This is a genomic window from uncultured Methylibium sp. (assembly GCF_902826655.1).
Lineage (GTDB): Bacteria > Pseudomonadota > Gammaproteobacteria > Burkholderiales > Burkholderiaceae_C > Methylibium.
This window is the reverse complement of record NZ_CADEFR010000004.1, coordinates 116,474-136,779: the sequence shown is the minus strand read 5'-3', so window position 1 is coordinate 136,779 and position 20,306 is coordinate 116,474. Positions and strand designations below refer to the sequence as shown.

The 20,306-nt window shown below is 65.5% G+C and carries 19 protein-coding genes and 2 pseudogenes; 3 read left to right on the top strand and 18 right to left on the bottom strand.

What is annotated here, in order from left to right:
• Positions 1–6: 6 nt before the first annotated feature.
• Positions 7–945, top strand: a complete 939-nt coding sequence (locus QZV97_RS03600; protein WP_295638557.1) for a transporter — start codon at positions 7–9, stop codon at positions 943–945.
• 61 nt (positions 946–1,006) lie between these two features.
• Here QZV97_RS03600 and QZV97_RS03595 read toward each other — a convergent pair whose 3' ends face one another.
• The 10 genes from QZV97_RS03595 to QZV97_RS03550 are packed head-to-tail and all read right to left on the bottom strand — an operon-like array spanning position 1,007 to position 10,742.
• Positions 1,007–1,864, bottom strand: a complete 858-nt coding sequence (locus tag QZV97_RS03595; protein WP_295638611.1) for a 3-hydroxybutyryl-CoA dehydrogenase — start codon at positions 1,862–1,864, stop codon at positions 1,007–1,009.
• 51 nt (positions 1,865–1,915) lie between these two features.
• Entirely contained in the window at positions 1,916–2,473 is a 558-nt protein-coding gene (locus QZV97_RS03590; protein ID WP_295638554.1) for a cob(I)yrinic acid a,c-diamide adenosyltransferase, read from the bottom strand.
• A gap of 34 nt (positions 2,474–2,507) precedes the next feature.
• Positions 2,508–3,530 carry a gamma carbonic anhydrase family protein gene (locus tag QZV97_RS03585; RefSeq protein ID WP_295638551.1) on the bottom strand — a complete coding sequence of 341 codons (1,023 nt, stop codon included), beginning with the start codon at positions 3,528–3,530 and terminating at the stop codon, positions 2,508–2,510.
• Positions 3,527–5,287 (bottom strand): thiamine pyrophosphate-binding protein, encoded by a 1,761-nt coding sequence (locus tag QZV97_RS03580; RefSeq protein WP_295638548.1) that lies wholly within the window; start codon positions 5,285–5,287, stop codon positions 3,527–3,529. The genes QZV97_RS03585 and QZV97_RS03580 overlap by 4 nt, the downstream gene beginning before the upstream one ends.
• A 25-nt stretch (positions 5,288–5,312) precedes the next feature.
• On the bottom strand, positions 5,313–5,894 hold the full coding sequence (locus QZV97_RS03575) for a cob(I)yrinic acid a,c-diamide adenosyltransferase (RefSeq protein WP_295638545.1): 582 nt from the start codon (positions 5,892–5,894) through the stop codon (positions 5,313–5,315).
• Between the two features lie 30 nt (positions 5,895–5,924).
• Positions 5,925–6,179 carry a hypothetical protein gene (locus QZV97_RS03570; RefSeq protein WP_295638542.1) on the bottom strand — a complete coding sequence of 85 codons (255 nt, stop codon included), beginning with the start codon at positions 6,177–6,179 and terminating at the stop codon, positions 5,925–5,927.
• A 28-nt stretch (positions 6,180–6,207) separates the two neighbouring features.
• Entirely contained in the window at positions 6,208–7,872 is a 1,665-nt protein-coding gene (locus QZV97_RS03565) for a methylmalonyl-CoA mutase family protein (protein ID WP_295638539.1), read from the bottom strand.
• A gap of 10 nt (positions 7,873–7,882) precedes the next feature.
• Positions 7,883–8,866 carry a methylmalonyl Co-A mutase-associated GTPase MeaB gene (gene meaB, locus QZV97_RS03560; protein ID WP_295638536.1) on the bottom strand — a complete coding sequence of 328 codons (984 nt, stop codon included), beginning with the start codon at positions 8,864–8,866 and terminating at the stop codon, positions 7,883–7,885.
• A 16-nt stretch (positions 8,867–8,882) separates the two neighbouring features.
• Complete coding sequence (locus QZV97_RS03555) at positions 8,883–10,316, bottom strand: AMP-binding protein (protein WP_295638533.1); 1,434 nt, start codon at positions 10,314–10,316, stop codon at positions 8,883–8,885.
• Positions 10,317–10,331: 15 nt separating this feature from the next.
• Positions 10,332–10,742, bottom strand: a complete 411-nt coding sequence (locus QZV97_RS03550) for a cobalamin B12-binding domain-containing protein (RefSeq protein WP_295638530.1) — start codon at positions 10,740–10,742, stop codon at positions 10,332–10,334.
• A 119-nt stretch (positions 10,743–10,861) separates the two neighbouring features.
• Here QZV97_RS03550 and QZV97_RS03545 point away from each other — a divergent pair, with 119 nt between their 5' ends.
• The gene (locus QZV97_RS03545; protein WP_295638524.1) at positions 10,862–11,533 is read left to right on the top strand and encodes a GntR family transcriptional regulator; all 672 of its coding nucleotides are present in this window, start codon (positions 10,862–10,864) and stop codon (positions 11,531–11,533) included.
• Positions 11,534–11,607: 74 nt separating this feature from the next.
• On the opposite strand, the gene QZV97_RS03540 is transcribed toward QZV97_RS03545, so the two are convergent.
• The 7 genes from QZV97_RS03540 to QZV97_RS03510 all read right to left on the bottom strand — a co-directional run bounded on the left by QZV97_RS03540 (position 11,608) and on the right by QZV97_RS03510 (position 18,859).
• The gene (locus tag QZV97_RS03540) at positions 11,608–13,920 is read right to left on the bottom strand and encodes a helix-turn-helix domain-containing protein (protein ID WP_295638521.1); all 2,313 of its coding nucleotides are present in this window, start codon (positions 13,918–13,920) and stop codon (positions 11,608–11,610) included.
• Between the two features lie 15 nt (positions 13,921–13,935).
• Positions 13,936–14,214 carry a BMC domain-containing protein gene (locus tag QZV97_RS03535; RefSeq protein ID WP_295638517.1) on the bottom strand — a complete coding sequence of 93 codons (279 nt, stop codon included), beginning with the start codon at positions 14,212–14,214 and terminating at the stop codon, positions 13,936–13,938.
• 250 nt (positions 14,215–14,464) lie between these two features.
• The gene (locus QZV97_RS03530) at positions 14,465–15,037 is read right to left on the bottom strand and encodes a hypothetical protein (protein WP_295638514.1); all 573 of its coding nucleotides are present in this window, start codon (positions 15,035–15,037) and stop codon (positions 14,465–14,467) included.
• A gap of 100 nt (positions 15,038–15,137) precedes the next feature.
• Complete coding sequence (locus QZV97_RS03525) at positions 15,138–15,587, bottom strand: PEP-utilizing enzyme (RefSeq protein ID WP_295638510.1); 450 nt, start codon at positions 15,585–15,587, stop codon at positions 15,138–15,140.
• A 21-nt stretch (positions 15,588–15,608) separates the two neighbouring features.
• Entirely contained in the window at positions 15,609–16,070 is a 462-nt protein-coding gene (locus QZV97_RS03520) for a hypothetical protein (RefSeq protein WP_295638507.1), read from the bottom strand.
• Positions 16,071–16,106: 36 nt separating this feature from the next.
• Positions 16,107–17,399: a hypothetical protein gene (locus QZV97_RS03515; protein WP_295638504.1), complete on the bottom strand. Its 1,293-nt coding sequence runs from the start codon at positions 17,397–17,399 to the stop codon at positions 16,107–16,109.
• A gap of 455 nt (positions 17,400–17,854) precedes the next feature.
• Positions 17,855–18,859 carry a hypothetical protein gene (locus QZV97_RS03510; protein ID WP_295638501.1) on the bottom strand — a complete coding sequence of 335 codons (1,005 nt, stop codon included), beginning with the start codon at positions 18,857–18,859 and terminating at the stop codon, positions 17,855–17,857.
• A 230-nt stretch (positions 18,860–19,089) separates the two neighbouring features.
• Between QZV97_RS03510 and QZV97_RS03505 the strand changes: the two are divergent.
• Positions 19,090–19,526 (top strand): annotated as a pseudogene (locus tag QZV97_RS03505) (transposase); the annotation flags it as partial.
• Positions 19,527–19,843: 317 nt separating this feature from the next.
• Here the strand turns inward: QZV97_RS03505 and QZV97_RS03500 are convergent.
• Positions 19,844–20,302, bottom strand: a pseudogene (locus QZV97_RS03500) (transposase); the annotation flags it as partial.
• Positions 20,303–20,306 lie beyond the last annotated feature (4 nt).

The window sequence follows — 20,306 nt, the reverse complement described above, 5'->3', positions numbered from 1 at the left end:
GACAACATGACAAACGATACGATGGTTCGCTGCAAAGGAGCACACGAGCGCAAGTTCGGTGGACTTATCAAAGCACTGACGCTGGCGGCGATGCTGCCGCTGATGGCATCGCTCAGCCAGCCGGCACGGGCGTTGGATTTGGACGCCGACGACTACGCCTCCGGCGCCATTCCCGCGGGAACGAACCTCGCTTTGCTGTACTACCAGCACGCGCAGCGCAACAAGGTCTACAGCGACGGCAACCAGGTCGCCGGAGGCGATCTCAAGTCGGACGTGGGGATCCTGCGTCTGGTCCGTTTCGTGGACATTGGCCGTTTCCGCGCCGACCCGCAGATCCTGTTGCCGTTCGGCAGCCTCAAGGCCAGTAACGACCTTAGCGCCCTGGGCAGCACAAGTGGCGTGGGCGATCTGATCGTTACCGGTACCGTGTGGCTGGTGAACAAGCCCGACCAGGGCGAGTTCTTCGGTGTCACGCCGGCGGTTTGGGTGCCAATCGGCTCCTACGACAAGAACAAGCCCCTCAACCTCGGCGAGCACCGCTGGAAGTATCTGCTGCAGGCCGGCTACACCACGTCGCTCGGATCGAAGGACTTGTCGCTGCAACTCGCGGCCGACGTCACCGGCTTTGGCGACAACGACGACTACGGGCCCAACAGCCAGAAGCTCACCCAGAAGCCGCTGTACCAGTTCCAGGCTTGGCTCAAGTACAACTTGGGTGGCGGCTTCGACCTGCGCGCCGGCACGTCTCACTTCGTCGGCGGCGAGACCTCCATCGACGGCGTTGCCAACGGCGACCGCACCCGGACCACCAACGCCAAGTTCGGCTTCGGGTGGGGCTTCGCGCCCGGCTGGCACTTCGCAGCTCTCTATGGACGTGACTTGTCCGTGCGCAACGGTCTGAAGGAGTCGGACCGCATCAACTTGCGCTTGCTGAAAGCATTCTGAGGCCCCTGGGCCACAATCAGTCCCGGCGTTCTCGAACCGCCGGGATTTCCGCTGTCCTGCTTCAGGGGTAGCTGTAGAACCCCTGCTTGTTCTTCCGGCCGAGGCGGCCGGCGGCGACCATCTCCTTCAGCAGCAGCGCCGGGCGGTACTTGGGATCGTTGAACTCGTCGTAGAGCACGCCCATGATCGACAGCAAGGTGTCGAGCCCGATCATGTCGGCCAGTGCTAGCGGGCCGATCGGATGGTTGCATCCCAGGCGCATGCCGGCATCAATGCCTTCGGCAGACGCCAGGCCTTCCTGCAGCACGAAGATGGCCTCGTTGATCATCGGGCACAGGATGCGATTGACCACGAAGCCGGGGCTGTTGCGGACCGTGATCGGCGCCTTGCCCACCGTCTTGGCAAACGCCATCGTGGCAGCATGGGTTGCGTCCGACGTCTGCACGCCGCGGATGACCTCCAGCAGCAACATCACCGGCACGGGGTTGAAGAAGTGGATGCCAATGAAGCACTCCGGCGCGTCGAGCACAGCGCCCAGCTGAGTGATCGAGATCGAAGAGGTGTTCGTCGCAATGATCGCGTCCTTGCCGACGCACTTGGCGACTTGCCTCAGGATCTTCAGCTTGAGTCCCAGGTTCTCCGTCGCAGCCTCGATCACCATATCGGCGGACTGCAGTGCGCCATAGTCCAGGCCGGTTCTGATCTTCGCCAGTGCGGCATCGCGGTCGCTGGCCGTCAGCTTCTCTTTCGCCACCATGCGGTCGAGATTGCGGATGATGGTGTCCATGCCGCGCTTCAACGCGGCGTCGTTGACGTCCAGCATCGTCACGTTGAGACCGGCCACCGCGCAGACCTGCGCGATTCCGTTGCCCATGGTGCCGGCGCCGATGACGCCGATGGAGCCTGGAGGGTTTGCCATGCGAAGGAGCCTGGATGGATAGAGGAGAAAGTTCGGGGTGCGCGGCCACACTCAGCGGCTTCGGTTCCACTGCTCGTCGACGCCGCCCGCTACCCGGTTCACCAGGCGCGCCAGCACGAACAGCAGATCGGAGAAGCGGTTGAGGAACTGAAGGACAGTTGCATTGACGGGATGCTGTTCGGCCAGCGCGACGACGGAGCGCTCGGCGCGACGACATACCGTGCGCGCCATATGCGCCTGCGCAGCGGCCAGGGAACCACCGGGCAGGATGAACTCCTCCAGGCGCGGCAGCCTCGCATTGGCCTGACGCAGCCACTCGTCCAAGGCCACGACCCGCTCCGCCTTCAGCAGCGTGTAGCCAGGGATGCTGAGTTCACCGCCCAGGTCGAACAGGTCCTGCTGGACGGTGCGCAGCAAGGTCGGCGTCTGCAGGTCCTCGTCGACGTTCACGCCGAGGGCCAGCAGCATTCCCACGGCGGAGTTGAGTTCGTCGACGTCGCCCATGGCCATGACGCGAGGCGCCGTCTTGCTCAGTCGGCTGCCGTCGCCCAGTCCCGTGGTGCCGTTGTCGCCCGTGCGGGTGACGATGCTCGTGAGTCGCTTTCCCATGCTTTCTCGCTTCCGTCCCGGTCCGTACCTGCGGTCAGCCGGGTACGCCGGCACGCAACGCTCGTGCATAGCCTGCATAAACGATCGCGATGTTCGAGATCGCCGCCCGCTTGGCCTCGTTCATCTCGCCGATCGGCCGCGCAGGATCGCCACCCCAGACCCGTCCGCCCGTCAGGTGCTGGCCGGGCTCGGTGACGCTGCCGCCAGCGACGAAGGTGTCGTCGTCGATGCGCGTGCCGGGCGCGATGCGACTGCCGATGCCGACGAGGCAGCGCGCACCGACGTTGCAGTCCACCAACTGGACGTTGTGTCCGATCGTGGTTTGATCGCCCAACGACATCCCCAGGGATCCAGCCCGAAGCACCGAGTTGTCCTGCACGTTGCAGAGTCTGCCGATCGAAATCGGCCCCTCGCGACCATCCAGCCTGCAGCCGAACCACACGCTGGCGCCCTCGGCCAAGTGCACGCGGCCCGAGAGATCGCACGTACCGGCGACGAACGAATCTGGCGCAGCTCCGGTCGGAATCGGTTGGCACGTCCAGCGAACGTCGCCTGCCTCATTGCGCGCTCGCTCCAGTTCGCTTCGGCTCTGCCCTTCATGCAGGCTCAGCCGCCGCACCGGCTTGGCCGGCCGACCCGCGTACAACATGCCAGGCTCCAGCGTACTTCGCGGATAGACGATGCTCCCGGCCTCGACGACGGCGCCGTCACCGACCTTCGCACCGTCAAGGATCACGGATCCCCGCTCGACGACCACATCGTCACCCACGGTGCAGGCATGCACGACCGCATCGGCGCCGATGCACACCCGAGCGCCAATCAAGGTTGGATAGACCTCGTGAGCGATGTGGATCGTCGCGCCTCGGCCCATGTGCAGGTCGTCACCGATCCGCACGTAGTGTCCATCGGCACGGATGACCGCGCCAGCGCCCAGCCATGCGCCGCGACCCAGGGAGACGCGGCCTACGACGGCGTGACCAGGCAGCGCCGCCGCGGGCTGAGAGGCGAGCGCGGGGAGCGTACCCTGGTACGAAATCAGGTTGAGCCCAAGAGTCATTTCACGATGCCGATTCGCGCAGTCCCTGCGCGCCACCGACGCTCGGCGTCATCCCAGGCGGCCAACGCCTGCAGGTCCGGCACCCATGCGAGCCCGGACTTCGCATCCGACGACACGGGCTCGCCGCTCACCAGCACGTCCAGTAACGCGGGCTGTCCCGACCTGATCACCGCCATCGCCCGTTCGATCGCGAGCGGTAGCTGCTCCGCACTCTCCACACGCTCGCCATGCGCGCCGAACGCGCGTGCCATCGCGGCATGGTCGGCGTGCTGCAGCCGCGTGCCAACCACCTTGCCATGCGTGGTCCGCTGGTCGTGCACCTCGATTTGCCAAGCGCCGTTGTTCGCCACCACCACGAGCACCGGTACGCCATGGCGCACGGCGGTATCGATCTCCATGGCGTTTAAACCGAAGGCGCCATCGCCGGTCAGCACGGCGACCGTGCGTTGCGGGCAGGCCAGCGCGGCGCCGATGCCGAAGGACGTTCCCACGCCGATGCAGCCCAAGGGCCCTGGGTCGAGATAGGTGCCGCAACGAATGCCCACGCGCGCGAAGGCCAGGAAGTCACCCCCGTCGGCAACCACCACGGCGTCGTCACCGATCGCGCGCTGCACTTCGGCGAGCAGGCGGTTCGGGTGCATTCGCCCGTCCGACCCATCGCCGGCCGTGGCCATGTCCGAAGCGAGCTGCGCCGATCGTTCCGCATGCCCGGCGCAAAGGCGATCCCGCCAAGCTTGGTCCACCGATGACGCGCGTCCTCGTCCGGCGGCAGTCAGCGCGCGCAGCGCCAGGCGTGGCGAAGCCAGGAGCTCCACCGCTCCGCGTCGGTTGTCCTGTAGTTCCGCGACGTTGTCGGCGATCCGCAACCAGCGCGCCGCACTGAACACGGCGGGAGAGCCGTAGGCCAGCTGGAAGTCGAGCTTGCGGCCGAGGGTGATCACGAGGTCGGCTTCGCCCATGGCCGTGGCGCGCATGGCGTTCACCAGTCCAGGGTGGTCGTCGGCCAGGACGCCCTTGCATTCCCCGGTATCGAGAAACACCGCGCCGCTGGCCGCAAGGAACTCCTCGAGTTCGGGTTTCGCCGCGCGCGCTCCTCGTCCACCGACTACAAGCGGCCGCCGTGCGTGCGAGATCAGGTCCGCCGCCTCTGACACAAGAGTTGGATCGGCATGGATCTCGCTGTGCGTAATTCGGTGCGCAGGTTCGTCCCCCTGCTCGGCGGGCGGAATGTCGGCGCGGAGCGTGTCCGTTGGAAAGTCTAGGAACACGGGACCGGGCTCGTCGCCCGAGTTACCGAGGGCCATAGCCCACGCCTGGTTCATGGCACGTGGCACCAGCTTTGCCTCGTGCACGGTGAGGGCAAAGCGCGTGATGCCCTTGACCATACCGACGTGGTCGAGATCCTGCAGGGCGCCGCGGTTGAGTTGCGGCCTGGGGGGGACGCCCGAAAGGATCATCACGGGAGCACGCGAGACATGCGCGTTGGCGATGCCTGTCATGGCGTTGGTGACGCCTGGCCCGGCCGTTACGAGTGCCACCCCGGGCTTGCCACTGAGTTGACCATAGGCGTGCGCCATGTAGACCGCTGCGCGCTCGTCGCGGACATCGATGATCCGGATGCCTTCCGCATCCAGCCGCATCCAGATCGGCATGATGTGGCCGCCGCACAGGCCGAAGACGCGATCGACCTCAAGCGCCTTGAGCATGCGTGCGATCACGGCAGCGGCGCTGTTCACACCAATAGGGGCCGGGCTCATCGCCGCTCCTTTCGATGTCGAAGTATCAGTCGCTCCGACTTTCCGATTCAACCTGGACGCCGGCGGCCCTGGCGATCGCCTCGGCGTCGGCACGTCGATTCACAGTTCGGGCGAGCGCATGCAGAAGATCGGACAGCCGGTTGACATACGGCAGGCGCAACGAATCCGCGCAAGACTCGCGATCCGCCTCCTCGAGACCGACGAGTTCGCGTTCTAACGTGCGACATGTCGCTCGTGCCTTGAAGCACAGCGCCGCGGCCATCGTTCCGCGCGGCAGGACGATGCCGGCCGCCGGAGGCAAGTCCGCAAGCCACCTAGTCAGCTCCTTGTCGACACGCTGCAGCGCCGCAAGCGTCAAGACGATGCTGCCCGGCGACGACAGTTCGGTGGACAGCGCCACCAGTTCGTCCTGCGTTTCCGACAGCACCACGCGCAGGTCGGAGCCGCACTCCGATGCGATCGCCATGCCGATGAGGCTATTCAACTCATCGACGACACCGATCGCCTGCATGTACGGGCTGTTCTTCTCGACCCGTGCACCGCCGGACAACGACGTCGTACCGTCGTCACCACGGTGAAGGTCCCGCGATATGCCATCGCTGTTCATGCCACCACTCCTTGCGCCTTGCTCAGCACCTCAGCCGATCCATCCTGCGTGACGGAGGACGCGGCGCAGTGACTCGCCCGGCAGACGGCCGGCCACCAGACAGCAGTATTCCTCGTAGGGGGCACACCGCGCCGCGTCGATTCCGTGCAGTGCAAGGTATCGGTGCAGCGCCAGCTTGTCGTGTCCCTTTCGCACACTGTCGGCCAGCAGCCGCTCGGCCGCAGCCGGGTTCGACTCGCGGCGCACCGCCGACTTCAGTTGGCGCACCTCGGCACGTGACAGCATGCTGGATCCCGACATGGCCCGTCGACGCTCAGAAGACCGGCGTCTCACGGTAGGTACCCCAGATCCCCTTCAGCTTCTCGACGATGTCCCCCATCGTGGCGCCGGCCTTCACCAGTTCGATGGTCAGCGGCATCAGGTTCTGGGACTCGTCCTTCGCGACAGCCACCAGTTGGTCGAGCATCGCTTGCACCTTGGCCTCGTCGCGCTCGGCGCGAACGCGGCGCGTGCGGGAAATCTGGCGCTCGGCGGTCGTGTTGTCGTACGGGTGGATCTCGATCTTGACGTCCTTCTCCTCCTCGACGAACCGGTTCACCCCGATCACCGGTTTCTGACCCGACTGCTTGCGCAGTGCCGTCTCGTAGGCGAAGTCGGCAATCTGCTTCTGGAACCAGCCCTGTTCGATCAGCTTGATGGCGCCGCCGCGCTTTTCCACCTCGTCGAGGATCTCGAAGATCTTCTTCTCGTACTCAGTGGTCAGCGCCTCGACGTAGTAGCTGCCGCCCAGCGGGTCGATCACGTCGGCGACGCCGCTCTCTTCGGCGATGATCTGCTGCGTGCGCAGCGCCATCTTCATCGCGTCCTCGGTCGGTATCGCGAAGGCTTCGTCGTAGCCGTTGGTGTGCAGTGACTGGGCGCCGCCGAGCACCGCCGACAGCGCCTGCAGCGACGTGCGCACGACGTTGACCATGTACTGCGGCTTGGTCAGCGTCGCTGCCGCGGTCTGGCAGTGGAAGCGCAGCCGCATCGATTCCGGATTTTTCGCGCCGAAGCGCTCCTTCATGATCTTTGCGTAGCAGCGGCGCAGGGCGCGGAACTTCGCGACCTCCTCGAAGAAGTCGCCTTGCGACACGAAGAAGAAGGCCAGGCGCGGCGCGAACTCATCGACGTGCATGCCGGTCTTCGTCACCTCGTTCACGTAAGTGATCAGGTTGGCCAGTGTGAACGCCGCCTCCTGAAGCGGCGAGGAGCCGGCCTCGCTGACGTGGTAGCCCGAGATGTTGATCGGGTTGTAACGCTTCAGGTTCTTGGCGCCGTAAGTGATGATGTCGCGCACGATGCGCACCGAAGGCGCGATCGGGTAGATGTACTCCTTCTGCGCCATGTACTCCTTGAGAATGTCGGCCTGCACCGTGCCCGAGAGTCTGTTCAGGTCGTAGCCGCGCTTCTCGCCGAGCGCAACGTACATCGCGAGCAGGATCCAGGCCGTCGGGTTGATCGTCAGAGACACCGAGATCCTCTCGAGATCGATGTCGGCGAGCAAGGCCTCCATGTCAGCCAGCGTGTCGATCGCGACGCCCTCGCGGCCGACCTCGCCGTCACTCATCGGGTGGTCGGAGTCGTAGCCCATCAGCGTGGGCATGTCGAAGTCCGTCGAAATGCCGGTCTGGCCCTGCTCGATGAGGTACTTGAAGCGCTTGTTGGTGTCCTCGCCGGTGCCGAAGCCAGCGATCTGGCGCATGGTCCAGTTGCGGCTGCGGTACATCGTCGGGTAGGGACCGCGCGTGAACGGGTAGCGCCCCGGAAGGCCGATATCCTCCAGCGGCGTGTCGGCGATGTCGGCAGCGGTGTAGGTGCGCTTGACCGGGAAGTCCCCGATCGTGTGGAACTGCTCCTTGCGCTCGGGCGCCTTCTTCAAGAAGGCGCCGACTTCGTTCGCTTCCCAGTCCTTGCGCTCCGATTGAAGTTGGGACATTTTCTGCGGCTCAAGCCAGGTCATTCGAGTACTCCTTGCGGATCGTTCGGGCGATGAGTTCGCGTGCTGCGGTGTAGGGATCCGATGCACGGTTGCTGAGGCTGTCTGCGAGCGCACGCGAGAAGGGCTGCGCTCCGGTGGCGAAACGCTCCAGGAGCAGCGTCTCGGCGGTCTTCTGAAGGCGGAATTCGGCTACGCGACGGCGCCGTTCGCGGCCGAGTTCGGTGTCGGACGTCGCCTGTCGGTGGGCGGCGATGCGACCGAGCAGGTCGTCGACGCCTTCGCCTGTGTACGAACTGACACCCACGACCGGGATCGCCCATGCGCGCTTGGGCCCGACCATGGTGCCGAGCGTCAGCATCTGCTTGAGATCGGTGAGCGTGCGATTCGCGTCGTCGCGGTCGCACTTGCTGACAACGTGGATGTCGGCGATCTCCAGCACGCCGGCTTTGATGGCCTGGATCTCGTCGCCAAGGCCCGGCGCCGATACGACGACCGTCGTGTCCGACGCATGCGCCACCTCCACTTCGTCCTGACCGACTCCGACGGTTTCCAGGATGATGGTGCGGTAGCCGGCGACATCCAGCAGGTCCACGGCGTCGAGGGCAGCGCGTGCCATGCCCCCCGTCGCGCCGCGGGTGGCCATACTGCGGATGAATACGCCGAGATCGTTGGCGAGTTCGGTCATTCGGATGCGATCGCCCAGGATGGCGCCACCCGAGTACGGGCTCGACGGATCGATCGCGACGATGCCGACCTTCTCACCACGCTCGCGCAGGGCGGCCGTGAGCTTCGCCACGAGAGTCGACTTGCCACTCCCCGGCACCCCGGTGAGACCGATCACATGCGCCGAGCCGGCGTGCCGATAGACCTCGGCCAATGCCGGCCGCGCCTCGGCCACACCGGCCTCGGCGCGCGAGATCAGGCGGCCAAGCGCCCAGGTGTTGCCGGCTCTGAGCTGCTCGAGCAGGGCGAATGAGGGAACGTAGGTCATTCCAGTCCCTGCCTGCTCAGGCGCTCGATTGCAATTGCTGGTTCAGCGCCCGGAACACTTCGCGGTCGTCGATCACGCGCCGCGCCTTGAAGTCGGTGCGTGCGATCGAGTTCGGCGCGACCAGTTCCACCTTGGCACGAACGCCGAGCACGGTCTGAACACGGTGCGATGCTTCTGCGCGGAACGTCTCCAGCGCAGCAGCCCCCGCCGCGTGAACGCTCTCGCTGGGTTCGACGCGCAGCAAGAGCTCGTCCATCGCCGACTCGCGCGTGATGACGATCCGGTGCTCACCGCCGTAGCCCGACATCTGGTTGAGTGCTGCGTCGATCTCGCTCGGGTAGATGTTCTCGCCGCGTATGGTGAACATGTCGTCGATGCGGCCAAAGATTCCTTGCGGCAGCCGGGGATAGGTGCGGCCGCAGGGATTCTCGTCGTTCGTCCATAGCGTGAGGTCGCCCGAGAGCAGCCGGATCATCGGCTGGCTGGTGCGCTCCAGGTGGGTGTACACTGGCGTGCCGCGCTGGCCGTAGGGCACGCGCCGCATATTGGCCGGGTCACAGACCTCGGTGTAGATGATGTCCTGCCAGCACAGCATGCCGTCGTTGCTCTGTTCGGTGCCGGCGACGTTCATGAAAGGGGACATCTCGGCCATCGAACCGCAGTCGTAGACCTTGGCGCCATAAGCCTCCTCGATACGGTCCTTGACGCCAGGCACCGAAGCGCCCGGCTCGCCGCTGAAGAACAGGCACTTCAGTCCGAAGTCGCGCGGATTCAGCTTCTCCTCGCGCGCTACCTCAGCGAGATGGATCGCGTAGCTTGGCGTGCCGTAGAAGGCCGCCGGCTTCATGGTGTCGAGCCATTGCACCAGGCGGGCACTCATGCCTGGCGCGCCGGCGCCGAAGGGAAAGGCCTTGGCGCGCAACCGCTCCGCGCCGGCCAGTGCACCCCAGCTACCCATATAGAGGCTGAAAACGGCTGCGACGCAGACCAGGTCGCCCGTGCGGATGCCCATGCCCCACATGATCCGGGCGTGCGCGTTGGCGATGGCGCGCCAGTCGGCCCGACCGATGCCGAAAGCGGTCGGGCGCCCGGTGGTGCCGCTGGTTCCGTGGACGTGGAAGATTTCGGAATCGGGCACGCACACGTAGTCGCCAAACGGCGGGTGGGCGGCCTGCGATTCGCGAAGATCCGTCTTCTTGATCACCGGCACGCGCGTCTCGAAGTCCTCCAACGACTTCAGTTGGCTGGGGTGGAAGTTGGCTTCCTCCCACTTGCGCCGGTAGAACGGCGAGGTGTCCCATGCGTACTGGCACACCTGCTGGAGGCGACCGAGGATGGCCTTGTCACGCTCCGCCGCCGGCATCGTTTCGCGTCGCGGAAACCAGTACCGGCTGTCGGCCGGCGGCAAGTAGTTCTCGTCATACTCGACCGGAAAGTTCCACTCTTCCATGGTGCGCCTCCAAGGTCAGCGGGCGCCGCGCGCGGCGACCAAGGAGCGGATCGAGTCGATGATGGCCTGCGGGGGCGTGTCCTGCAGGAGCACCTCGCGCACGCCCAGTTTGCGGATGGCTGCGGCGTCCTCGTCCGGCATCACGCCACCGGCGATCACGATCAAGTCGCCAGCGCCTCTCTCGTCCAGGAGCTTGAAGATCTTGGGGAAAACCGTGAGCTGCACGCCGGACAGGAGGCTCACACCCAGCACGTCCACGTCCTCCTGGATGGCGGTGTTGACCACCTCTTCGGGCGTGCGATGAAGGCCGGAGTAGATGACGTCCATGCCGGCGTCGCGCAGCGCGCGAGCGACGACCTTGACGCCTCGGTCATGGCCGTCGAGGCCGACTTTGGCGAGAAGAACGCGAATCGGGGTTTGGTCCATGGCGAGCTGTTGTTTCCGATGAAGAAGGTTGCAAGTCGCTGAGAATGCGCTTATCGTATGCGACATGCGACATGCGACATTCGGTATTTACCCTAGATCGCAGCGATAATGCAGGCGCCATGAGCATCGAATCCGTTCAGCGCACCAAGCCGCTCGTCGAACAGGTCTACGAGAAGATCCTGGACGCGATCTGCGAGGGGGTTCTGGCACCAGGAGACCCGGTGCGGCAGGATGAACTCGCGGAGAAGCTGCAGGTGTCTCGCCAGCCGGTGTTGACTGCGCTGAGTCAGCTCAAAGTGCAAGGCTTCTTGGTAGACCGCGGAAGACGTGGGCTTCAAGTGGCGCCCGTCGACCGCGCCCGCTTTGACGCGATCTTCGAGTTGCGCTCGGCCTTGGAGCCGCTGGCGGCTTCGCTGGCTGCAGTACGCGCGACGAAGGGGCAGGTCACCGCCGGCAAGGCTATCGTTCAGTTCGGCCTGAAGGTTGCAGCTGCAGGCGACGCGCACGCCGCACTTCTGGCAGACGTGGACTTTCATGAGTGGATCTACCAGGCCAGCGGGAATCCGCTCGTGGTTCAGTCGATGCAGGCCCACTGGCAGCACCTGCGCCGGTCCATGGGTGAAGTGTTGCAGCATCGTGAGTTGGCACGCGATGTGTGGAATGAACATGCCGCGGTGCTGGAAGCCATCGCTCGAGGTGATGCAGCTGGCGCGGCGCGTGCCATCGGCGCCCATATCACCGCGGCACACGACCGCGTCGGGTGCAAAGAATGGCAAGTCGCGCATAGCTGAACGCCGTGCGCCGGACGGGCTGGTGTCGCCATCTTTGTGGCCGTCTCGCAGCACGGCGACTTCGCCGCGCGTGGTCAGCCCGCCCCTTTGCCTGCTACGCCGGCCGACCGGGTCGCGAAGTCGTGCATCAGCAACGCTAGGTCGACCGACATCCGTTCGCGGTGGCGGCGCAAGTCGACGCCCGTCAGCTCCTCGAACTGGGCGAGACGGTAGCGGACGGTCTTCTCGTGGACGAAAAGCTGCAGCGCCGTCAGCTTCAGTGAACAATCGTTGTCCAGATAGGACCGGATCGTCTTCGCCAGGACGCCATGGTGCGCGGAGTCGTACTTGAGCATCGGGCCCAGCATGCGGTCGACGTACTTGCGAAGGTCGTGCCCCTCGGCAATACCGCCACCATTCAATAACAACGTCAGCACGCCCAGATGCTCGTGAATTACCACCGGGCTCTGCGCCGTGCCCAGCTTCCCAACGGCCAGCGCGGCACACTTGGCCTCCTGGTTGGCGTTCGACAGCTGCGACGGCGAATCGAATGGAGCGCTGACGCCCCAGAACGTTCTGACCTTGTCCCTCGCCAGGATCTCCTCGTTCAGCGACTTGAGCTGCCGCGTCACCTGCGCGGCGTCCAGCGCTGGGATGATCGCCACGATCAGATCGCCACGGGAGGACGCCAACTTCAGTCCCGCAGCGCTCAGCGCTCGCTCGCTCGCATCTCGCACGTCGCGCTGCTTGCGCTGCACCGTGTCCATGTTCCAACCCTCGCCGCGCGCCGTCTCGGCCAGGCCCTCGATGGTGCAATGGACGACGCGGTGCGGACCCCTCAGGTCGATGTGGAACTCCGCCAAACGCTCGAGCGCGGATTGCCTGACCGGCGGCGTGCCCTCCAGCAAGTCCCACATCAACGCGCCGAGCGCGGATGCCCGGGCGACGCTTGCAGCACGCTGCTCAAGGCAATACAGCGCGCTAGCGACCGCTCCTTGACGGCTCGCGGCTTCTTGCATCTCGGCCGGCTCACTGTTCGAGCGCATGCATACCCAGCCAATCCGGTCCCCGCCAGCAACGATCGGACGCAGCGAGAGCCAGCCATCGCGCTCTCGGGAGGTCACGCTGGTGTTGTTGGCGTACCCGGGGAACTGCCGCACGGCGGTCTCCACCCGCTCGAGCCAGTCGCCGTTCGAGACCTGCGCCGGATAGGCAGCCATTACCCCGAGATCGGTCCCCAGGATCGCGACCTCCACACCGGCACGGCGGGCGACGATCCGCGCGATCGCCGTGATGCCGCCGCCGTCCAGTAGGGCGCCGATGACGTCGTCCTGGAGTTGTGCCGACACACGCACGACCTCGTGCTGCTGGCGCAGACTCTCGTTGGTCTGTGTGAGCTGCTGCACTGAAGCCTTCTGGCTTTCGTACAGCCGGGCATTCTGGACCGCGATCGCCGTCAGATTGGCGAGCGCGGCGACGCGCTTCTCGTCCTGATCGGTGAACGGCACGTCGCGTCGGCGCCAAACCTCGAGCACGCCGATCACGCCTTCTCGCGCAAGCAGCGGCGCGCCCACCGCGCAGCGGATTTGCTCGTCGCGAACGAGCCAGAAGTAGTCGCGGCTGACATGATCGCTGGCGAGGTAGTCGTCGACCTTGCACGGGCGCCCGGTCTCTAGAACGCGCCCTGCAAGGCCCTGTCCACGCTTCATCCTGAGCCGATCGATGTCCAGCGTGTCGTTGCCGACGCAACTGCGCATCACGAGCTCGTCGCCGTCTCGAAGAAACACCCCGCCGATGTCCGCGCCAAGGAGCCGGACCGTCTCGCGCGCGATCGAGAACAGCACCTCGTCCAGTTCGGATGCGGACAGAATGCGCCTGGCGACCTGCTGCAGGCTGTCGATCTCTTCCATCGCGTCCCTCGTGACGCGATACTGGTTCGCCGCGGTGAGCGCGAGTTCGAAGCCGATCGCAAGGCAGCGCAGCACCTGGGCCCGGTCCGCGTCGACGAGCTGGCAATCCGCCAGGACGCCGATCCCCGGATTCACCGGCACGAAGGTGCCTACACCCGGCAGCACGGAGATGTCGCCCGACGTCGCGACCGACGTCGGAAGCTCAGCAATGAGTTCGCCCGGCCCGCACGCATTCTCACTGGCGCGGCACCAACCTGCGCCCACCCGTTCGATCACGGCCACGCCGCAACCGCCAAGCGCGGCGGCGAAGCACGCTGCCGCCACCTCCTTCACCCGTTGATCGCCGCCGAGCGCGGCGTCGGCCACCGCCCGCAGGGCGCCGCCGATCTGCAGGGCCGGCTCGGGGCTGGGAGCAAGGTGCGGCCAAGGGTCCGGCAAAGCCTCGCCAGCCGAAGGCGGCACGACGGCCAAGTGTTTGCTGCGCTTTGCCCGGTGCATCGACTGCTCCGTCCTTCAGCGCACGCAGGGCCGCTCGATAATGTCTTCGACCTCTTCGTGCGGGCGGGGAATCACGTGCGCGGCGCCCACCTTTCCGACGGTACCCTTCGCGGCCGCGCCGGCCGCGCGCACCGCGCCCACCACGATCGCCGTGATGATGCCGCCGCCCGGCTGCTGCGCCGTCTGCAGGGTCACGTTCGCCGCCTTCACCATCGCGTCGGCAGCGTGCATCCCGGCAGTCTTGCCGATCGTCTCTACCAGCCCCAGCGCCGCCCCGCGCAGGGCATCGGTCATGATCGTCCCCTTCCATCGATTGCCTTGAACCTGAGCACAGCTCTTCGCCCGCATCGAAGCGGCCGCATGCGCGGAGCGCAGCCTTCCCGCCATGCCGCGCGGCTCCCGCGTCAACAAGCGGTCTCCGTGCGAACCGCAGTGTACGTCCATGCAGCGCCGCCCGCCCCCGCCGCGCCCGCTGGACGGAGGCCCAGCGGCGGCCCTGCGGCATCGGCGCGGCGCCATGGCGCAGCATCGGCGGCGCGTACGTTCACGTCGTATCGCGCTTGCGCCCGAGCACCGTGAGGATGTCCTCGTGGAATTCGAACCAGACGTTGTGCACCGAGTCCACGGTCGGGTTGCAGACGAAGTCGCGTTCGCCCAAGTCGACCCTTTCCATGCTGCTCTCCAGACGGCCGACGTAGCCCGCATAGCGGGGGATCGCCGGCATCAGCAGCGCGATGTCCTTGGCCAGCCGTTCGGCCGCTTGCAGCAGTCGGCGCTCGGCGGTCGAGTCCCCGTCGCTCTCCTGCCATTGCGTCACCGCGGCGATGAAGCGCAGGTTCAGCGCCTCGAAGCCGTGGTACCAGGCGGTCATCGCCGGATCTTTGCGCTGTTGGACATAGGCCTCGGCGTAGTGCTTCAACACCTCAGCGGCGCCGTCGTCGAGCACCATCACGCCGTCGGCGCCCATATCCATTACCCAACCCCGCGTCGTCGCGTCCTCGAGACAGCGCGCGACGTCGTCCGCCCCTATGCCCGTCATTTCGACGATCTGCGGTGCAGCGACCATCTTCTTCAAATAGACCGCATTGAAGACGAGGAATTCAGTTTCGGTAAGCATGATTGTCGCATGGCGGCATCGCGCCGCTCTTGTCGCTCCTTCGAGCGTTGGGGCTCCGGCGGCGGTCCGGCCAGGACCGGACGCCGGCCGGATTCGGCAATTACCCGAGCGTCGACCCGGGCGACTGATCCGCAGGCGCTTGCTGCGCCCCCGCTTTCACTTCCATCTTCGCATAGACGCGGCCCAGCTTGCCGTCGCACTCCATCAGCAGCGGCGTGCCGTCGGGAATGGACTCCGCCCCCTCGAGGGTCAGCGTCATGATGATCGGCACGCGGAAGTTGCGCCCCACGATGCCGAGGTGAGATTCGGGCGTTCCGGCGTAGGTGATGATGCCGGCGGGCTTCTTGTACAGCAGCGGCGCGACGAAGGTCGTCGTGCCGCCGGGCGTGACCACCATCGTCTCTTTGATCTTCTGCGGGTCCTTCATCAACGCGATCATCTGTTTCGGATCTGTCACGTTCAGCGCCACGCCCTTGTGGCGGCCGATCGGAACCACGTTGTAGCCCTGTCCGATGTAGCGGTAACCGTCGATCTCGGTCTCGTTAGCCATGTGAGTGTCTCCTGTGGTGAGTCAGATCTTCATCTTGTCCAGACCGCTTTCCTCGGGCGAGAGGAAGAGCCACGGAATCGCGGGTTCCTGAGGCGGGTAGAGGAAGACAACTTCCTTCAGACGCAGCGGGAAGTCGGTCTTGCGCAGCGTCGTCCACTCCCAATCTTCGTCCCACTTGATCTTCGCCGGCTCCTTGCGCAGCTCGTCGATGTCGAGTACGGCCAGTTCCTCGGCCGTGTACCAGGGGGGGAACTTGCCCTTGTACGCGTCCACGTAAGCCAGGAACTCGTCGCCCTTGGACTCGATGCAGACGATCACGCATTGGGCGTAGAAGCCCGAGTTGCAGCGGATGAAGTACTTCGACTCGTTGCTCAGCCAGGTCTCGAACTCGTCGGCCGTCTGGAAGTTCTTGCTCAGGGTCCACTCCTCGTGCGACCAAGCAAACCGCTTCTCGGCGTCCTTCTTCACTTTGATATCAGCCATGTTCAGCTCCTTTCCATTCGACGAAGCGCCGCGTTGTCAGTTGTTGATCTCGTATCTGCCGAACTTGGTTCCCCTGCAGCGGAACCCCGGAAGCTGCGGCGGAGGCGCTCCCAGCCCGGCCGTCGCCTTGCGCTGGACTTCGCCGGCCCTGCCGTAGCCCTTGAGCAGGTACTCCATGCTGCGCAGATCCATGTCCCAGAACCCCATGGAGGCGGCCTCGGCCTCGAGGTCGTGCGCCCGCACGTAGGGCAGCGAGGCAGCGACATAGGTCCAGTTGCCTTCGAGGATCTTGTCGAAATGTGGCTTCATCGCGAGATACGAGTACATCCGCTCGACTGCGCCCTCGATCTTCTCGATGTGCGTCTCCAGCTCATTCAGCGGAATCCTGGTGGTCGTGCCATTCGGGAAGTCGGCGTCGCGCATATAGACTGCCGCCTCGATCAGTGCCTCGTCCTCGTAGTCGGCCGGATCGCAGAACAGCGTGCCGGTGTTGTAGATCGAGAACATCTTCAGCTTGCCGCTCTGGCGGTCGCGCATCATCTTCTTCTTGTCGTAGGTCAGGACCAGCGAGTACGAGAACGGCAGGTCGCCGACGACGTAGGTCCAAGGGAATGACTTCTCGTTGACGAAGCAGTCCCGGACCAGCATCAAGCGGTCGCCGAGGTCGTACGGGCCGGTGTCGCCCAGCCCGAGCCGGTTGTCGTAGTGGTCGAGGAAGCCCATCAGCTGCGCCAGCGAGTTGAAGCGGCCCACGGTGGCGCGCAGTTCCGGGTCGCGCAGCGACTCCACCTTCGTGCCAAGATCTTCGACCACGTCCTGGTCGAGCACCTGCAGCGCATAGCCCAGGTCCATGACCGCGGGCTTCTTCTGCCGCATGTAGCCCTCGAAGACGGTGCGCCAGAAACTGTAGATGATGCGCAGGTTGTCGGTGTAGTCGTTCGGCCCGATCAGACCACCGTCGATCAGGAACAGCCGGCCGAACAGCGCAATCCCGCAGCCCCACTGGATGTTGCACGGCGTGATCGTCTTGATCCCGAACTCCCGGTGGCCGGAGCTGCAGGTTGCGCGGATGCCCTCCATGCCGACCTTCTCGCCCAGCCACATGTACAGCCATGGGTGCTGCAAGAACGTGGTTTGGAACGACAGCATCTCGTATTCCGCGCGCGGAATCAGCGGGTTCACGCCCTCTGTGCCCCGGCGGGCCAACAGGTCGGCCACGTACCAGGAGTTATGCTTGGCCCACTTGACGGTTTCTTCGAGGGGCATCAGTTCTAGGCACTTCATCTTCGTGTCTCCTTGAGGAAGGAACTTCGGTTTTTTGCTGGCCACGTTAGGCGGCGTAGCCACGCGACCACGGGCTTAACTTCAGGGCCGGCGCTACGGCGAGTGGTCGCGCGGGCGGCGCGTGGCGACGGGCTCGGCGCCGGCCCGCCCACCACGCTGCTGCGCCTTCACGCCGGCCTCCGGGTCACGCGGCGCGGCGCCCAAATCACCTGGGCGTCCGCGGCCGTGCGCCGCGGATGTCCCCGCCCGGCGCGTCCTCGCGGTAGGCCGTGCTGCAGTCGCCCGAAAACGCGTTTGAAAAGCAGGGCGCGATGCCGACGAACAGCGCCGCGTCAGCGACTCGAGGAAACTCTCCTCGAAGATGGCAGAGGATGCAAGGCGAGTGGGGGCGCCCGGACCGTGCTTGCTGTTCGTCTGCGCGAACAGCTTCCACGATGCGGCGCGCGTGTCCACCAGGGTGTCATCTGTGTCGAAGAAGATGGCGGGCGGCACGCGAAGCCTCAAAGCGGTTTGGACGCGCGCAACGTGGCCGGGGCGCTGTTGAGCGTATTGAGGACCGGCAACTCGATGAAGTCCATCACCTCGCCCCAGCCGCGCTGCGTGCCGCAGGTCCACTCGCTGAGCGTGTTGAAGCCGATGCTGTTGGGCACGTAGACCCAAGGCATCGTGGTCACGGCGCGCCCATTCAGCTCCCACACGCGATTGGTGCCGTCGGTCAGTCGCAGGGCGATGCTCTCGGGATAGCGCTCCTGCTTTCGCAGCGTCTGGCCGGTGCCGGCCTTCAGCCCGAAGACCTTGCCGCGCTCGAGCACATAGCCGTGCGCGAGCCACAGTTCGCGCCCGTTGTCCTGTGCCGGATTGAAACCGAGGATGGCGTGGATCGCCAAGTCCTTCGAGAAGTGAGCGTGCAGCCAGCTCATCGCGGGCGCGCCGCGCTCGGGGCGCGGGCCCCAGCTGTGGTCCATCGTCGAAACGCAATCGATCGGCACAGTGCGCCCGCGCACCGTGACGCTGCCCTTGAAGGCGCCGGTCTGATCGAAGTGCCCGTTGTAGGCGGTGCCCCAGGCGAACTTACCCTCCTGAGACGCCGACGCGCACATCGGGTCCATCGCCGGATCGTGGATGTCGAAGGCCGGCATCAGCGCTTCGTAGCGAACGTCGATGCGGGTGCCGTGGCCGTCGTCGTAGTCGATCTGCCACTGCCGGTTGGGCGCAAGGCAGCGCACGTGCAGGCCGCTGCTGAGCGCGTAGTCGCGCAGGTTGCGCGGCTGCGGGATCGGCACGGCGGAGCGCATGTCGCAGAAGTCAGCCTCCCAGTGCGTCACCGTGCGGCGCGAGTTCATGCAGACCGAGGTCGTGACCGTGCCGAGATTGGGGCGGAACAGGGCATACACCCCGACGTTGAGATGCTCCTCGGCGTTGTAGAAGCCGAAGTAGTTGGTCTCCGCCCAGGTCGGATGGGCCGGATCGGGTGCGTGAAAGTCTGCGTCGTCGTCGCGAATCACGATTGTCTCCTCAGGTCCGGTCTGTGCCGATTCTGGGCCAGCTTGTTTGCAGCGACTGTAGGGAGCTGTCGAATCCGGAGCTATAGCCATGGCAGACAAAACGAAGCACGACCCGCTGTCCGGGCGCGCCAACGAAACTTGATCCCATGGGAAATACCCTAGGGACGGTCTGCAAGACCTCTGGTCACTTCGACTGTTGCGCCGCTTGATGGCGTAGCACGATGCAGGGCATGGATCAGATGACGTTTGGCCTGGACCCGCTGCCCAAGAAGACCCGCAAGGAGGTCTTCCTCGACGAGGTGAACCAGGTCTTCCTTGGGCCGCGCTCGTCGCGTTGATTCAGCCGCACGCCCGCGGCGCGCACCAGGCACTGGGCGGGCGACCGCCGTTTCCCATCGAGACCATGGTGCGCATTCACTGCCTGCAGTTGTGGTGGAACCTGAGCGATCCAGCCATGGAAGAGGAACTGCACGAGCGTCCTCTGTACCGTCGTTTCGTCGGCCTTGACGGTGCGGCCCGCATGCCCGACGAGACCACCATCCTGCGGTTCCGGCATCTGCTGGAGAAGCACGACCTTGCGCCGCAGGTGCTGGCCACCATCAACGCAGGCCTGGCGCAGCAAGGCCTGATACTCAAGACCGGCACCGTGGTGGACGCCACCATCATGTAGTCCAGCGCCATGTCTTCGGCGCTGAGGGTGTCGTCGTTGCCGTGCACGAGGAACTTGCCGTCGTAGTGCTCAGCGGCCTTGATCGCCTTGGCGTCGAGCTGCAAGGCCCTGGCGCCAAGCGTGAGGTACTTGCCATAGCGGCTGGAGCTGCGCAACGCGGCCACGCGCTTGCTCTGCACATCCTGGGCGGCGTCACCCATCGCCGCCAGTTCGGCTTCAAGGTGGTCAAGCAACTGGCGGCGATGGGCTTGGTGCCGTGCGGCTTCTTCGGGGTTGAAGCACACCACGTAGCGCAGACGACGCTCGCCATCACCGATCACGACCTCCTTGATCTGCAAGCGCTCGTTGACGGTGCGGTAGCGGCCGGCGCGCGAGAGGACCTGCTCGGTCAGCGCGTCGCCACGACGCATCGGCATGCACATGAGGTACTTGCCGCCGCCAGCGGCCAGCGCCTTGAAGTTGGCCGCCGAGACCATGCCCGCATCGCCGACGAACAGACAACGCGTGAGTTGCCAGTCGCGCAAGTCGCGCTTGACCTGCGCCACCGTGCTCACGTCCACCGTGTTGCCGGGGAACACCCAGTGTCGCACCGGGAAGCCTTCGCGCGTGACGGCCATGCCCACGACGATCGTCGGCGCGGCCGCAGTTGTAGACCACGTGCGTCTCGGAGCGCCGCCGCTCGGGCGCCCACACGTTCTCGGCAAGTTGCAGGTACGACACCGTGCTGCCGTCGGCGCGGCGCTGCTTGGATTCGCGCAGGTACATGTGCCCACGGCG